The sequence below is a fragment of the Stutzerimonas sp. C6.4V genome (assembly GCF_058536345.1).
Window position 1 is genome coordinate 3,045,285 of record NZ_JBZUBM010000001.1, and the last position, 14,980, is coordinate 3,060,264.

18 protein-coding genes are annotated in these 14,980 nt (G+C 63.2%); 12 read left to right on the plus strand and 6 right to left on the minus strand.

Annotated features, from left to right (window positions below):
• Window positions 1–51 precede the first annotated feature (51 nt).
• The 3 genes from AC4LFW_RS14330 to AC4LFW_RS14340 all read left to right on the plus strand — a co-directional run bounded on the left by AC4LFW_RS14330 (window position 52) and on the right by AC4LFW_RS14340 (window position 1,575).
• Window positions 52–243: a hypothetical protein gene (locus AC4LFW_RS14330; protein ID WP_491819745.1), complete on the plus strand. Its 192-nt coding sequence runs from the start codon at window positions 52–54 to the stop codon at window positions 241–243.
• Window positions 244–592: 349 nt separating this feature from the next.
• On the plus strand, window positions 593–1,276 hold the full coding sequence (locus AC4LFW_RS14335) for a Crp/Fnr family transcriptional regulator (RefSeq protein WP_491819746.1): 684 nt from the start codon (window positions 593–595) through the stop codon (window positions 1,274–1,276).
• Window positions 1,277–1,383: 107 nt separating this feature from the next.
• The gene (locus AC4LFW_RS14340) at window positions 1,384–1,575 is read left to right on the plus strand and encodes a DnrP protein (protein WP_491819747.1); all 192 of its coding nucleotides are present in this window, start codon (window positions 1,384–1,386) and stop codon (window positions 1,573–1,575) included.
• 273 nt (window positions 1,576–1,848) lie between these two features.
• On the opposite strand, the gene AC4LFW_RS14345 is transcribed toward AC4LFW_RS14340, so the two are convergent.
• The 6 genes from AC4LFW_RS14345 to AC4LFW_RS14370 all read right to left on the minus strand — a co-directional run bounded on the left by AC4LFW_RS14345 (window position 1,849) and on the right by AC4LFW_RS14370 (window position 7,541).
• Window positions 1,849–3,693 carry a nitric oxide reductase activation protein NorD gene (locus tag AC4LFW_RS14345; protein WP_491819749.1) on the minus strand — a complete coding sequence of 615 codons (1,845 nt, stop codon included), beginning with the start codon at window positions 3,691–3,693 and terminating at the stop codon, window positions 1,849–1,851.
• 81 nt (window positions 3,694–3,774) lie between these two features.
• Complete coding sequence (locus tag AC4LFW_RS14350) at window positions 3,775–5,202, minus strand: cbb3-type cytochrome c oxidase subunit I (RefSeq protein ID WP_491819751.1); 1,428 nt, start codon at window positions 5,200–5,202, stop codon at window positions 3,775–3,777.
• A 3-nt stretch (window positions 5,203–5,205) separates the two neighbouring features.
• Complete coding sequence (locus AC4LFW_RS14355) at window positions 5,206–5,646, minus strand: c-type cytochrome (RefSeq protein WP_491819752.1); 441 nt, start codon at window positions 5,644–5,646, stop codon at window positions 5,206–5,208.
• Window positions 5,647–5,907: 261 nt separating this feature from the next.
• A complete protein-coding gene (locus AC4LFW_RS14360) occupies window positions 5,908–6,159 on the minus strand; it encodes a cytochrome C oxidase subunit IV family protein (protein ID WP_491819753.1) in 252 nt (83 codons plus the stop codon).
• A 10-nt stretch (window positions 6,160–6,169) separates the two neighbouring features.
• A complete protein-coding gene (locus AC4LFW_RS14365; RefSeq protein WP_491819755.1) occupies window positions 6,170–6,751 on the minus strand; it encodes a cytochrome c oxidase subunit 3 in 582 nt (193 codons plus the stop codon).
• Window positions 6,735–7,541 (minus strand): CbbQ/NirQ/NorQ/GpvN family protein, encoded by an 807-nt coding sequence (locus AC4LFW_RS14370; RefSeq protein ID WP_491819756.1) that lies wholly within the window; start codon window positions 7,539–7,541, stop codon window positions 6,735–6,737. The genes AC4LFW_RS14365 and AC4LFW_RS14370 overlap by 17 nt, the downstream gene beginning before the upstream one ends.
• A 355-nt stretch (window positions 7,542–7,896) precedes the next feature.
• Between AC4LFW_RS14370 and AC4LFW_RS14375 the strand changes: the two genes are divergently transcribed.
• From AC4LFW_RS14375 to nirJ, 9 genes are all read left to right on the plus strand, one after another.
• Window positions 7,897–9,606 carry a cytochrome D1 domain-containing protein gene (locus AC4LFW_RS14375; protein ID WP_491819757.1) on the plus strand — a complete coding sequence of 570 codons (1,710 nt, stop codon included), beginning with the start codon at window positions 7,897–7,899 and terminating at the stop codon, window positions 9,604–9,606.
• Between the two features lie 53 nt (window positions 9,607–9,659).
• Window positions 9,660–9,974 carry a c-type cytochrome gene (locus AC4LFW_RS14380; protein WP_491819758.1) on the plus strand — a complete coding sequence of 105 codons (315 nt, stop codon included), beginning with the start codon at window positions 9,660–9,662 and terminating at the stop codon, window positions 9,972–9,974.
• Between the two features lie 16 nt (window positions 9,975–9,990).
• Window positions 9,991–10,332, plus strand: a complete 342-nt coding sequence (locus AC4LFW_RS14385) for a c-type cytochrome (protein ID WP_491819759.1) — start codon at window positions 9,991–9,993, stop codon at window positions 10,330–10,332.
• Window positions 10,329–11,507 (plus strand): cytochrome D1 domain-containing protein, encoded by a 1,179-nt coding sequence (locus AC4LFW_RS14390; RefSeq protein WP_491819761.1) that lies wholly within the window; start codon window positions 10,329–10,331, stop codon window positions 11,505–11,507. The genes AC4LFW_RS14385 and AC4LFW_RS14390 overlap by 4 nt, the downstream gene beginning before the upstream one ends.
• A 1-nt stretch (window position 11,508) precedes the next feature.
• Window positions 11,509–11,967, plus strand: a complete 459-nt coding sequence (locus AC4LFW_RS14395; RefSeq protein ID WP_491819763.1) for an Lrp/AsnC family transcriptional regulator — start codon at window positions 11,509–11,511, stop codon at window positions 11,965–11,967.
• A complete protein-coding gene (ahbB, locus tag AC4LFW_RS14400; RefSeq protein ID WP_491819764.1) occupies window positions 11,964–12,479 on the plus strand; it encodes a siroheme decarboxylase subunit beta in 516 nt (171 codons plus the stop codon). Before AC4LFW_RS14395 ends, ahbB (AC4LFW_RS14400) begins: the two co-directional genes overlap by 4 nt.
• Window positions 12,472–12,915, plus strand: a complete 444-nt coding sequence (locus tag AC4LFW_RS14405; RefSeq protein ID WP_491819766.1) for an Lrp/AsnC family transcriptional regulator — start codon at window positions 12,472–12,474, stop codon at window positions 12,913–12,915. Before ahbB (AC4LFW_RS14400) ends, AC4LFW_RS14405 begins: the two co-directional genes overlap by 8 nt.
• A complete protein-coding gene (gene ahbB, locus AC4LFW_RS14410; protein WP_491819767.1) occupies window positions 12,890–13,402 on the plus strand; it encodes a siroheme decarboxylase subunit beta in 513 nt (170 codons plus the stop codon). The genes AC4LFW_RS14405 and ahbB (AC4LFW_RS14410) overlap by 26 nt, the downstream gene beginning before the upstream one ends.
• Window positions 13,403–13,784: 382 nt before the next feature.
• Entirely contained in the window at window positions 13,785–14,966 is a 1,182-nt protein-coding gene (gene nirJ, locus AC4LFW_RS14415; RefSeq protein WP_491819768.1) for a heme d1 biosynthesis radical SAM protein NirJ, read from the plus strand.
• Window positions 14,967–14,980 lie beyond the last annotated feature (14 nt).

Here is a 14,980-nt window from a genome sequence, read left to right on the forward strand (position 1 = left end):
ACGCACCACGCGGGTCATCCCGACCCACGTGCCGGCTCTAGTGGAGGCGATATGAAAGCAGTTATCCAACCGTTGGCCTGGGGCCTGGCCATGGCAACCATTCTTGCACTGGCCAGCGGCGTTGCACTCGACATGGCCATCAACACCACCCAGGCAGCGGTCATCCACCACGACCACGGCCAATCGGCTGCACCAGCTGCCGCCAGTGGCCAAATGTCCACCGATGCGGCCGCGACGGCATGACCCGTCCGCGGCAGGCAGTAGACACGGCGTGACCGAGCGAACCGACGGGGGCGATTGGCAGGAGCCAGGCGCTACAGCTGCAGGCACCCGGGGTGTTTGCCGCGCCGCAGCGGAATTGAAGCGAAGCTTTCAGGGAGACAAGGCATGCCTCGTGGCGCGACGGCCAAGCCGGCAACCACAACAATGGCCTGCATCAATACTCGAGGCCTGCAGTTGAACTAGGCTCAACAGGCTCAGCGTCCGAGCATCCCTGCCGAGCCGTCGGCGACGCAGACAGCATGAACGAGACGATCTGTTCGCTCCGCTGAGCAGTTGCGAACCGCCAATTCTTAGAAACAGGATGCCTTGCATGGTGCTTCACCGCGTACACAACCAGATTCTCCGCAGCCACCATCTGTTCGAGCCGTTGAATGACGAGCAGATGGATGAGCTGATGGGTGCCAGCCAATTGCTCAACCTGGACAAGGGCGACAACCTGTTCCATCAGGGCGAGCCGGCGCATTCGTTCTATTTCGTTATCTCCGGCGCGATCAAGATCTACCGCCTGACGCCCGACGGGCAGGAAAAAGTGTTCGAAGTCATCGGCAATCGGCAAACATTCGCTGAAGCCATGATGCTGATGGACACGCCCAATTATGTCGCCTCGGCGCAGTCCGTCTGCCCGACGCAGGTCTACCGCTTCTCCAACGCCGCCTACATGCGCTTGCTGGAAGCCAACCAGCGGCTGTCCTTCGCCCTGCTTGGCAAACTCAGTGTGCGCCTGCACCAGCGCATCAACGAGATCGAAACGCTATCGCTCAAGAACGCCACGCACCGTGTGGTGCGCTACCTGATGACTCAACTGGCACGGGTGCGTGAGGGCGGCAACAGCTTCGAGCTGCCAATGGCCAAGCAGCTGATTGCGGGGCACCTGTCGATCCAGCCGGAAACCTTTTCGAGGATCATGCGGCGCCTGATCGACGAAGCCGTCATCCGCCAGGACGGTCGGCAGATCACCATTCTCGATCGGGAGCGCCTCGAGCAATTCGAATGAGGTGGCGCCCTGCCCGTGCGAAATGCCCGTTCGGCGGCGGTTGATCCCGGTCAACCGCCCTCAGCACATCGCCGTGGCAAGCTGCCTTCATTGATGAGGAAGTTGCCATGCCCAAGTGCCTTTATTGCCAACAGGACAATCCCCCCCAAGAAGCCGAATGCCAAAATTGCGGCATGCCCCTGCCGGCCCTGGCCGAAACCGCCGGCGCCCGGCGGCAGCGCAACTTTCTGCTGTTCTGTATTGCACTCGCCGTCTTTTGTGCGGTGATGATCATCTGGCTGCCACGCAACCTTTTCTAGCGGACAGACCGCCCGGCAGCGGCTGCTCGCCTGAGCCTACCGCCTCCGGCAGGCAGGGTTGGATCACGCCTTACCGATCCATCAGGCGGCTTGATAGCCAAAGGAAGCGACCTCGCCCCTCGCATAGCCTGCGTCCACCTGCAGCGAGGAAACAGCAAAGCTGCTCGCCTTGAGCTCCCGGCTTGCTGCTTCCAGCTCCCGGCTACCAGCTCCCGGCTTCCGGCTTCCGGCTCCCAGCTCCCAGCTTCCGGCTTCCAGCCTCCACCACCACCCCTACTCCTTCGTCAGCTGCCGATACAGCTGCGGCAGGCGGAACGGCAACTGCTGCGGGTCTTTGATCAGGGTGTAGCCGTTGGCGCCGAACATATGTGGCAGATAGTCACCGGCCTCGCTGTCGATAGTGATGCAGAACGGCAACAGCCCCTTGCGCCGCGCTTCGAGCACTGCCTGGCGGGTGTCTTCGACGCCGTAGCGGCCTTCGTAGAGATCAAGGTCATTGGGCTTGCCATCAGTCACCAGCAGCAGCAGCTTGCGCCGTTGCTGGCAGTTGCCGAGCAGCTCGGTGGCCTGGCGGATCGCGGCGCCCATGCGAGTGTAGTAACCGGGCTTGAGCGCCTGGATGCGTCCGCGAGTATCGTCGCCGTAGCGCTGCCTGAAGCTCTTGAGTTCCTGCATCCGCACCTGCTGCCGACGCAGCGAGGAGAAACCATACAGCGCAAAATCGTCGCCCACTGCCGAGAGCGCCTCGCCGAAGAGCAACAGGCTATCTGTGATCACATCGATTACCTTGTGCTCGTCGTCCAGGTGCGCGTCGGTGGACATGGACAGGTCGGCCAGCAGCAGGCAGGCCAGATCACGACGGTTCTGCCGTTGCTCCATGAACAGCCCGCGCTCGGCACATTGGCCGTGCTGGCGCTCGACATGAAAATCCAGCCAGGCCTGCATATCCAGTTCGGAACCCTGTGGTTGGGCTCGCAGCCATTGCCGGTCGTTGCGCAGGTGCTCGAACTGCCGACGCAGCTTGCGCGCCAGTGGGCTGAGGCGCAGCGGCAGCCCCTTGGGCTCCGAACCGCGCGGCAGCATCATCTGCAGGTTGACGAAATCGTCCTGCATCCGCTGCTTGCGGTAGTCCCACTCCGGCAGCTTGATACCCTGGCCCAGCGGAATGTCATCGACGTCACTGGGTGGCAAGTCCAGGTGAAGCTTGAGTCCGCCGCCCTTGCGCATCCGCTGACGCGACATGGCAATTTCGTCGAGATCTTCGGCGACACGCGAGGCGTCTTCGTTTTCACTGTCATCGCCCTGACGATCAAGCTCGACATGCTCGGACCAGCTGAACAGGTTTTCCAGGCGGAACAGCATCAGCCCGCCCTTGCTGGTGCTGTCCTCGACGCGCTTGGCGCGCTTGCGCATCCCCTTCTGCTCGGTAGGCGGCGCCTGCAGGTTATTGTCCTGGTCCTCGTCGGCCAGCTCGGTAGCCTGAGGCACGCCAAGGTTCTCTGCTGGATACAGCCACATCGGCAGCGGCCAGGGCGCCACCTCGCTGCGCGGGAACTGACTGACGCTTCCCGGCTCGCGCAGGGCCCGGCATAGCGCCTGCTCCAGCGCGCCTTCGGCCTTCGGCAGGCTGGCAGGGTCGGGGCGCAGTTGCAGGTGCGCCTCGACCAGCCGGTGATAGCGCGGGCGCATGGCAGGGAATCGTTCGAGGATGGCCTGGGTCCAGCGCTGGTTGTCACGCGCCCAGTGGCGCATCTCGCCCGCCTGGGCCGCAAGCAGTGCCAGCCAGCGGTAGAGGTCTTCGTTGAGTGATCGCTCGGGGTAGACGGCCAGGCTCTGCGGCAGGCGCAGATTGCCAGAATCACACCATGCCACCGGAAGTTGCTTGCAGGTACCGGCCACCTGCTGCAACAGGTTGCGCCGCAGCATCAGGTCCCGTGAATTGGCGGCACCAACGTCCACTCCACTGGCGCCGCCCATGGCGCGAAACAGCACCGACAGCGGGCGCTGCATGCTTTCCAGCGCGACGCTTGCGTCGGGGAAATCCGGACTTGCGCGGCGGGTGATGAAGCGGTGCCAGACACTGCCGACCCACTCTTCGACTTCGATGGTAAAGGCCATGGCGTCAACTCCGTAGCGCGGTTTGGAAACGACAACGGCCCGCTGGATCAGCCGGGCCGCGCATTAGGTCAACGTCTTGTCTCAGGCCGCAGCGACAGCTGAGCTGATGTCGGCCGGCACCCGGCCGCGCTGGCGGAAGCTGTAGAGGTAGCAGACCAGACCGGCAAGGAAAACCACCCCTGCGATCAGCCGCAGCCAGAAGAACACGGCGAGTTGGTCAGCGGTGTTCATGAAGGACATGGCAGCGCCGTCCGCCGGAATCCGCTGCAACCAGACCTGCACCACACCAGCTGCGGTAAGGAACAGGGTGATCGCCACCATGGACATGGTCATCGCCCAGAAGCCCCAGATCTCGATGCGCTGTGCACGGGCATCCGGTGCTTCGCCGAGCCCCCGCAGGCGTGGCATGGCGTAGCTGATCATGGTCATGACGATCATGGCGTAGGCGCCGTAGAAGGCCAGGTGACCGTGGGCAGCGGTGATCTGCGAACCGTGGGTGTAGTAGTTCACTGGCGCCAGGGTGTGCAGGAAGCCCCACACGCCCGCTCCAAGGAACGCCGTGACGGTGGTTCCGATCGCCCAGTAGGACGCGGCCTTGTTTGGATGCTGGCGACGACGACGGCTCACCATGTTCAGCGAGAACAGCACCATGGCGAAGAAGGGCAGCGGTTCCAGGGCGGAGAAGATCGAGCCCAGCCACAGCCACACTTCAGGTGCACCGATCCAGAAGAAATGGTGGCCCGTGCCGATGATGCCGGTGATCAGGGCCATGGCGATGATCACGTAGAGCCACTTCTCGATGACTTCGCGGTCGACACCGGTGATCTTGATCAGGACGAAGGCCAGCATCGAACCCATGATCAGCTCCCACACGCCTTCGACCCACAGGTGCACCACGAACCACCAGTAGTACTTGTCGCGCACCAGGTTTTCCGGGTTGTAGAAGGAGAACAGGAAGAACACCGCCAGACCGATCAGCCCCGTCATCATGACCATGCTGATGGCAGTCTTGCGACCCTTGAGCATGGTCATGCCGATGTTGTAGAGAAAGCCCAGGGCCACCACCACGATGCCGACCTTGGTGATGGTGGGCTGTTCCAGGAACTCGCGACCCATGGTTGGCAGGATGTCGTTTCCGGTGACTGCGGCCAGCCCCGCATAGGGCAGGAACAGGTAGCCGAGGATGGTCAGCACGCCCGCGGCGGCGAATACCCAGAACAGGATGATGGCGAGTTTCGGGCTGTGCAGCTCACGGTCCGCTTCCTCGGGAATGAGGTAGTAGGCCGCGCCCATGAAGCCGAACAGCAACCAGACGATCAGCAGGTTGGTGTGAACCATCCGCGCCACGTTGAATGGCAGCAGGGGGAACAGGAAGTCACCGACAACGTATTGCAGGCCCATGATCAGGCCGAACAGGATCTGCCCGACAAACAGCATCAGCGCAAACACGAAATAGGGTTTGGCGACGGCCTGCGATTGGAATTTGAGATGCGGATTCAGGATGCTCATCTCTTAACCCTCCTTATTTGGCGGCCAGTTGTTGGTATTGACCTTCGAAGTCCACTTGAGGAACTCCGCCATGTCGTCCACTTCCTGTTCGCTCAGGTTGAACTGCGGCATCGAACGGCGACCTGGAACCCCCAGCGGCTGGGCCTTCATCCAGGCCTGCAGGAAGGGCTTGAAGGCCGCATCCTCGCCGCGCCGAACGAATACGTTCCCCAGTTCCGGTGCGAAGTAGGCACCCTCACCGAGCAGGCTGTGGCAGCCGATGCAGTTGTTGTTTTCCCAGATGGCTTTGCCACGAACGACTGCTTCGGAAATTTCCGACTCATTGGATCGTTCTGGAAAGGTCTGCTCTGTGTGATAGGTCAGGCCCACGAATACCAGGAGAAAAAACACGCTTCCTCCGAAGTAGATATTCCTGGCCATTCCCTTGGTGAAGGTCTCGGACATGGTCGCCTCCTCATGGCTTGGCGTGGCCAGTTTAAGAAGGTGGCTATCGAAACCTGCTTGATGACAATCAAGAAAAACCTGAACGCGGCACTGGGTCTTCCCTGGGTTCTGATCCCTGAACCCGGAGCGGGGCTTTAGCCAAACGGCAGGCGGGAATGAGCCTCGTCAGGGTGGGTTTCAACCCACCAGAAATCACCCGCCAAGTGCCGGTCGGAAGCGTGACGGCAGATGCGAGCGCTGTACCGCCCGCCTCCCGATCCGTCAGAGGCTCATGGCCAATAGGATCCCGCCGGCCATTGCGATCGGCCAGCCGAGCAGCAGCAGGCGCCACATCAGCGGTGCATGACGCAATTCCATGAAGCCGTCGGTGATCAGCCAGGCCTTTGCCAGCGCGATGACCAGCACCGCACCGCCAAGCAGCAACGTCGAGCCGGCATTGCCCAACAGCACCGTGGCCGAGGACAGCAGCGCCAGTGCCAGCCAGCAGCCGATCAGCACCTTTGAAGCGGACATCGTGACCTCGTCAGTTGAGTACGTAGACCAGCGGAAAGAGCAGCACCCAGACCATGTCCACCATATGCCAATAGAGCACGCCGGATTCGAGCCCGGCGCAGTCACCCGGCGTGTAGAGCCCGCGCTGGCAACGCAAGGCCATCCAGCCGAGGATCATCATGCCCAGCAGCACATGCAAAAAGTGAAATCCGGTAAGGATCCAGTACAGGGTGAAGAAGGTGTTGTGCTCGATGCCCAGGCCCAGCTCCGCCAGGTGGCCATACTCGTTGAGCTTGAGCGCGACATAGACGCAGGATGAACACAGCGCAACCGCCAGCAGCAACGCTCCACGGCGGGGCCTTGCCATTCGCACCTGCTCAACCGCCAGCGCGGCAAAGAGGCCCGATGTCAGCAGGCTCAGGGTCAGCGCGAGCCCCGTCGAACTGTCCAGTGCCTCACGGCTCTGGCTGAACAACTCGGGGCTCAGCACCTGTGTCACGGCGAATGCCAGGATCAGGATGGCGAAGACCGTCAGCTCGGCGAGGATAAAAAACCACATCGCCAGGTCACCCGGCAGGCGCCGGGCAGTCATCGGTTCAAGCGAAGTGGACATCGACCACATCCATCAGCGCCGCGACCGTTTGCGCATCGTCCGACAGCGGTTCGGCCAGACAAGCCAGACAGGCGTCGCGGGGGCTCATGCCGGAACGGATCATGCGCGCCGTGAAAATCAACAGACGGGTCGAGGCGACCTCCTCCAGATCATGCTGCTCGAGGCGGCGCAGTGCCTGCCCGAGCTTGACTACCTGCGCTGCCAGCTGCGCATCCACCTGAGCCTCGTTGGCGACGATGCGCACTTCCTCGGCGGCCGGCGGGTAGTCGAAGCGCATGGCCACGAAGCGCTGGCGGGTGCTCGGCTTCATGCCCTTGAGCAGGTTCTGGTAACCGGGGTTGTAGCTGACCACCAACATGAACCCCGGCGGCGCCTTGAGCGATTCGCCGGTGCGTTCGATGAACAGCTCGCGACGGTCGTCCGCCAGCGGGTGCAGCACCACGGCAGTGTCCTGGCGTGCCTCGACCACCTCATCCAGATAGCAGATGCCGCCTTCGCGCACCGCGCGGGTCAGCGGGCCGTCCTGCCACCAGGTGCCCTGGGCGCCGATCAGGTGACGACCGACCAGGTCGGCGGCGGAGAGGTCGTCATGGCAGGCCACGGTGTACAGCGGCAGGTTCAGCCGATGCGCCATGTGCTGCACGAAGCGGGTCTTGCCGCAGCCGGTCGGGCCCTTGATCAGCACCGGCATGCCGTGCCGCCAGGCCTGCTCGAAAAGCACCTCTTCGTTGCCCAGCGATTGATAGAACGGGGCGGCAGTCATGCCGACCAGGTTCTCGGGCGCGTTCATTGGCAATACCTCACTGCGGCAGTTGGACAATCATCTATCGCCACGCTAACCGCCGCGTCGTCCTGCCTCAAGCCGCCCGCCGGCAAAGCTTGATTGCGGTCAAGCCCAGGCCAGATCGAGCGGCAAGCCAGACAGCCATGGGGCCTTGGCGCAACCCGGTTTTGCTTCATACGCAACCCCATCCCCGCGACACGACGTCACGCTCGGGGCATCCCGAATCGACTCTTGATTGCCATCAAGCGCACTCGCGCAACCCCCGCCATAGGATGCAACCGCACAACAGCGAGACTCAGGCACTGCCACACCGTTGCTAGTTAGCAGGCGCCGCACGAAGCGGCCAGAGGAGAAAAACAGTATGCGCAAACCATTCTTAACAGGTGTCATCGCCGGCTTTTCACTGCTCGGTCTGGCAGTTGCCCAGGCGGCGATGAACCCGGAAAACGCAGATGCTGCTTACAAGGGCCAGGCGTCGGCGATCGATCCGGCCAGCGCCCAGGTTGTCCACTCGCCCGGTGCGCCGGACCTGAGCGCTGCCGATTTCGAGCAGGCCAAGGAAATCTACTTCCAGCGCTGCGCCGGCTGCCACGGCGTACTGCGCAAGGGTGCAACCGGCAAGCCACTGACACCTGACATCACCCAGGAGCGCGGCCAGGCCTATCTCGAAGCGCTGATCACCTATGGATCGCCCGCCGGCATGCCCAACTGGGGCACATCCAACGCGCTGACCAAAGACGAAATCACCCTGATGGCCAAGTTCATCCAGCACACCCCACCGACACCGCCGGAGTGGGGCATGGCGCAGATGAAGGACACCTGGCACGTGCTGGTCAAGCCAGAGGATCGGCCGAAGAAGCAGATGAACAAGCTGGATCTGCCGAACCTGTTCTCGGTCACCCTGCGTGACGACGGCAAGATCGCCCTGATCGACGGCGAGACCAAGGAAATCGTCAAGACCATCGACACCGGCTACGCCGTGCACATCTCGCGCATGTCAGCCTCCGGCCGCTACCTGTTCGTCATCGGCCGCGACGCCAAGATCGACATGATCGACCTCTGGGCCAAGGAGCCGACCAAGGTTGCCGAGATCAAGGTGGGCATCGAGGCCCGCTCGGTTGAAACCTCCAAGTTCAAGGGCTACGAAGACAAGTACGTGATCGCCGGCGACTACTGGCCGCCGCAGTACACCATCATGGATGGCGAGACCCTGGAGCCGCTGCAGATCGTTTCCACCCGCGGCATGACCGTCGGCACCCAGGAATACCATCCGGAGCCTCGCGTGGCGGCCATCATCGCCTCGCACGAGCACCCGGAATTCATCGTCAACGTCAAGGAAACCGGCAAGGTCATGCTGGTCAACTACGAGGACATCGACAACCTCTCGACCACCATCATCGGCACCGCGCCGTTCCTGCATGACGGTGGCTGGGACGTCAGTCACCGCTACTTCATGACAGCGGCGAACAACTCCAACAAGGTCGCGGTGATCGATTCCAAGGATCGCAAGCTGGCTGCCCTGGTGGACGTCGGCAAGATCCCGCACCCGGGCCGTGGCGCCAACTTCGTGCATCCCAAGTTCGGTCCGGTCTGGGCCACCAGCCACCTGGGTGACGAAACCATCTCCCTGATCGGTACCGACCCGGACAAGCATCCTGACCAGGCCTGGAAAGTGGTCGAGACGCTCAAGGGCCAGGGCGGCGGCTCGCTGTTCATCAAGACCCACCCGAAATCCAGCCACATGTACCTGGACACCACCTTCAACCCGGACGCCAAGGTCAGCCAGTCGGCTGCCGTGTTCAACATCAATGACCTGGGCGCTGGCTACACCGTGTTGCCCATCGCCGAATGGGCCGGCCTGACCGACGGTGCCAAACGCGTCGTGCAGCCGGAGTACAACGAAGCGGGAGACGAAGTCTGGTTCTCCGTGTGGAGCGGTCAGGAAGACCAATCGGCCATCGTCGTGGTCGATGACAAGACGTTAAAGCTGAAAAAGGTGATCAAGGACAAAAGGTTGATTACCCCGACCGGTAAATTTAACGTCCATAACACTCAGCACGACGTGTACTGAGTGCAAACCGGGGGGACGCAAGATCCCCCCACTTAGCCTTGAGGAAGTAACTCATGAAGAAGTTTCTGATCCCCCTGCTCGCCATGAGCGGCGCCATGGTCCTGCAGCCCGCCGTGGCGCAGGACGGTGAGGCGCTGTTCAAGAGCAAGCCCTGCGCGGCCTGCCACAGCATCGATGCCAAGCTGGTTGGCCCGGCGCTGAAAGAAGTAGCTGCCAAGTATGCTGGCCAGGAAGGTGCCGCCGACCTGCTCGCCGGGCACATCAAGAACGGTACCCAGGGCAACTGGGGCCCGATCCCGATGCCGCCAAACCCAGTCACCGATGAAGAAGCCAAGACCCTCGCCGAGTGGGTTCTGAGCCTCAAGTAACAGCCTGGAGGACATCATGATCCGGTCCCGACATGCAGCATTCGGTTTGGGGCTCGCCCTGGTGTCCCTCCTCCCCTTTTCCGCTGCCCTGGCTGACGCCCCGACAGCCGAGCGCCAGGCTCAGCTCGAACACCTGCTGGTACAGGATTGCGGCTCCTGCCACGGCCTGCGCATGACCGGCGGCCTTGGTCCCGCACTGACCCGCGACGCTATAGCCGGCAAACCCCGCGAAAACCTGATCGCCACCGTGACCCACGGACGACCGGGCACCGCCATGCCTGGCTGGAATGCCCTGCTCGACGACGGGGACATCGCCTGGCTGGTGGACCTACTGCTCGAAGGATACCCAAAACCATGATTCGTCCATCCCTGCTGGTGGCCATGACCACCCTGCTGCTTGGTGCCTGCGCCGGACAGCCGCTACGCGGAACCGGTGACATGGGCGTAGTGGTGGAACGCGCCACCGGTGCCCTGCAGATCATCGAAACCAGCGGCAAGTCCCGCCTGGCGCGCATCGAGGGGCTCGGCGACCTGTCCCATGCATCGGTGGTGTTTTCCCGTGATGAGCGCTTCGCCTATGTCTTCGGTCGTGACGGCGGCCTGACCAAGGTCGACCTGCTTGAGCAACGCATCGACAAGCGCGTGGTGCAGGGTGGCAACAGCATTGGTGGTGCCATCAGCCAGGACGGCACGCTGATCGCCGTCGGCAACTACGAGCCCGGTGGCGTAAAAGTGTTCGACGCCCAGACCCTTGAACTGGTGGCGGACGTACCCGCCACGCCAATGGCCGATGGCAGCCGCAACTCCCGGGTGGTCGGGGTCATCGATGCGCCAGGCCGCCGCTTCATCTACAGCCTGTTCGATACCAACGAGACCTGGCTGCTGGATTTCAGCCAGGGCAACACCCCGGAGATCACGCGCTTCAAAGACGTCGGCAAGCAGCCCTATGACGCCCTGCTGACACCCGACGGCCGTTACTACATCGCCGGCCTGTTCGGTGAGGACGGCATGGCCAAGATCGACCTCTGGCACACCGCGCGTGGCGTCGAGCGCATCATCGACGGCTACGGCCGCGGCCAGGAAAAGCTGCCGGTGTACAAGATGCCGCATCTGGAAGGCTGGACCGTGGCCGGAAACCAGACCTTCGTACCCGCCATCGGCCAGCACCGGGTGCTGGTGATGGACTCGCAAAACTGGAAGCAGACCGATGCCATCGACGTCGCCGGCCAACCGGTGTTCGTCATGGCGCGGCCGGATGCCCGGCAGATCTGGGTGAACTTCGCCCATCCCGACAACGGCAAGGTGCAGGTCATCGACAGCGAAACCCACCAGATCATCCAGACCCTGGAACCCGGCCCGGCGGTGCTGCACATGGAATTCACCGCCCGCGGTGACCAGCTCTGGCTATCGGTGCGCGACGGCAACGAGGTACAGGTCTGGGACCCCTACGCGCTGAAACTGATCAAGCGCCTGCCGGCCGACAGCCCGAGCGGCATTTTCTTTACCAGCCGCGCTCACGAAACGGGGTTGTGACATGCATATCGATACTCTCAGTCGCCGCCTGATCGACCGTTTCCAGCACGGCATGCCGCTGTGCGCCGAACCCTATCGCGCCATGGCCGATGCCCTGGACTGCAGCGAAAGCGAAGTCCTCGCATGCCTCGAACAGCTGGAAAGCGGCGGTGGTCTGTCGCGCATCGGCCCGGTGTTCGAACACAGCCGCGCCGGTGCCAGCACGCTTGTCGCCCTTGCCGTACCCGAGGGGCAGCTGGAGCAGGTCGCCTGGCTGATCAACCGCTATCCAGAGGTCAACCACAACTACCTGCGCGAGCATCACTACAACCTCTGGTTCGTGCTCACCGGCCCGGACCGCGCCCGCATCGATGCGCTGCTGCTACAGATCGAAGCCGAAACCGGCCTGGTCCCGCTCGACCTGCCGATGCAGGCCGCCTACCGCATCGACCTGGGCTTCCCCATCGGAGACGCGCCATGACCGCACTGCTGAACGATCTCCAGGCACTGCAGCTGCGGCGCCTGCTCGAAGCCGGCCTGCCACTGGCCGCACGTCCCTATAAGGTGCTGGCCGAGCGCGTGGGTACCAGCGAAGAGGCGGTGCTGGAACAGGTCCGCTGCTGGAACGAGAGCGGACTGTTTCGGCGCGTCGGGCTGGTACTCAAGCATCGTGCGCTGGGCTTTCGCGCCAACGCCATGCTGGTGCTGGACATCCCGGACGACCGGGTCGATGAAATCGGCCAAAGGCTCGGTCAGGAAGCGGGCATCAATCTCTGTTACCAGCGCCCGCGACGTCTGCCCGACTGGCCTTACAACCTGTTCTGCATGGTTCACGGCCGTGAGCGCGAGCAGGTCTGCGCGCTGATCGACGCATTACTGGCCAGGCATGGGCTGAGTGAGGTACCGCACCAATTGCTGTTCAGCACCCGTGCGTTCAAGCAGTGCGGCGGTCGCTATGCCCCATCCGCCGCGCTGGAGCACGCCCATGGATGAACTCGACCGACAGCTGATCAACCGCCTGCAACACGGCCTGCCGCTGGTTCGCCACCCCTGGCAGGCCCTCGCTGAAGAACTGGGCGCGAGCCCGATGCAGCTGCGCCAGCGGGTCCAGGCCCTGCTCGATGACGGCACCCTGACTCGTTTCGGCCCGATGTTCGACATAGAGCGGCTTGGCGGCGCCTTTACCCTGGCTGCGCTGTCGGTACCCGAGGAGCGCTTCGATACCGTTGCCGAGCAGCTCGCGGCGATGCCCGAAGTGGCACACAACTACCGTCGCGAACACGCCTGGAACATGTGGTTCGTGCTCGGCTGCGCGACGCCCGAAGGCATCGCCCAAACGATCACCCGCATCGAAGCCGAGACGGGCCTGCCGGTGCTCAACCTGCCCAAGGAGGAGACCTACCATGTCGGCTTGCACTTCCCGGTCTGAACCGACCGGCCTGGACGAGTTGTCGAAACGGCTGGTCTCGCTTACCGAAGCCGGTCTGCCGCTGGTAGACGACCCCTGGGCCTGGCTCGCCGAGCGGCTGGATCTCAGCGTCGAGGCTACCCTTGAACTGCTGCAGCGCCTGCAGGCCGACGGCGCCATCCGACGCATCGCCGCAGTACCCAACCACTACCGCCTCGGTTATCGGCACAACGGCATGACCGTCTGGGATGTGGATGACGCCCAGCTTGCTCGCCTGGGCCCGCTGATCGGTTCGCAGCCCTTCGTCAGCCACTGCTACCGCCGGCCTCGCCGGCAGGGCTGGCATTACAACCTGTTCGCCATGGTCCACGGCCGCAGCGCCGAAGAAATCGATGCCTACCGCGCCGAGATTCGCCGCCTGCTCGGCAGCGCCTGCCGGGCCGAGGAAATGCTCGTCAGCAGCCGCATACTGAAAAAGACCGGGCTGCGTGTGGGCAGTCGACGCTAGAGCAGCCCCAGACCCCGCGGGCGGTCTGAGTCCCGCCAAAGCGATGAAGAGACATCCTGTTCCGCGCCGATCCCGTCCTCTCGTAGGGCGAATCACGCTTCACCGATACTCCGGGTGGCGATCCATCGGGTGGCGATCCATCGGGTGGCGGTCCACCGGGTGGCGAACCACTGAGCGGCAACATCCACCCCATGTGGCCCTTCCGTTCACTGGCAGGCCTTGCTGATGTGACAGGCCAGACCATGCCCTTTCAACCCAAGGCTCGCCATGCCCCTTCCCGGACCAAGGCTTTTATTGTTTCCAGTCAAGGATTGGCCCGTGCCGCTCGGGGATGCTGCATCCATCGATCCACGCAACGCCCGTGACGCGGGGAGAAAAGCCCATGTTGAGAATCAGCCATTACCTGCGCGCCCTCGCCCGGCCAGCCATGCCGGTACTGGGTGCGCGGAGTAAGGGTGCGAGCCGGCCGCCTGTGGTGATCTGGAACCTGCTGCGCCGCTGCAACCTGACCTGCAAGCACTGCTATGCAACCTCCGCTGACAGCGTCTTTCGTGACGAGCTGGAGACCGCCGAGGCGCTCAAGGTCATCGATGATCTCCACGAAGCCGGCGTGCGTGTGCTGATCCTGTCCGGCGGCGAGCCGCTGTTGCGCGATGACATCTTCGAGCTGTCCGAGTACGCACGCCTGCGCGGCTTCTTCGTCGCGCTGTCGACCAACGGGACGCTGATCGACGAGCAGAACATCGAGCAGATCGCCGCCGCCAAGTACGACTATGTCGGCATCAGCATCGACGGGCTGGAAGCGGTGCATGACGACTGGCGCCAGCTCAAGGGCAGCTTCGCCGCCTCGATGCACGCCATCGACCTGTGCCGCCAGCATGGCATCCGCGTCGGCCTGCGCACTACCCTGACGCAGAACAACTACCCGCAACTGCCGGCGCTGCTGGCGCTGATGCGCGAACACGACGTGCAGAAATTTTATCTCTCGCACCTCAACTACAGCGGCCGCGGCAAGCGCAGCCGCAAGGCCGACGCCCATCATCAGATGACCCGCGACGCCATGCACCAGCTGTTCGAGCAAGCCTGGGACGACGTTCGGAACGGCAGGGAAACCGATTTCGTCAGTGGCAACAACGACGCCGACGCCATCCTGCTGCTGCAGTGGGTGGAAACCCATCTGCCACAGCACCGCGATCGTCTGGAGCAGATGTTGCTCGCCTGGGGCGGCAATGCGTCGGGGGGCGGCATCGCCAATATCGACAACATCGGCGATGTGCACCCGGATACCTACTGGTGGCAGCACACCGTCGGCAATGTACGGCGACAGTCGTTCCGTGAGCTCTGGCTGGACAATCCCGAGCCGCTGCTCAGCGAGCTGCGCCAGCACCCCCGCGCCGTGACCGGACGCTGCGCCGAGTGCCGCTGGCTGTCGATCTGCAACGGCAACACCCGCACCCGCGCCTGGGCCGAGGGCAACCTCTGGGGCGAAGACCCCGGCTGCTACCTCAGTGACCAGGAGATCGGTCTGCCACAACCAGAATGCATTCCCAGCATCGCCATTTGAGCAAGAGCGACCCC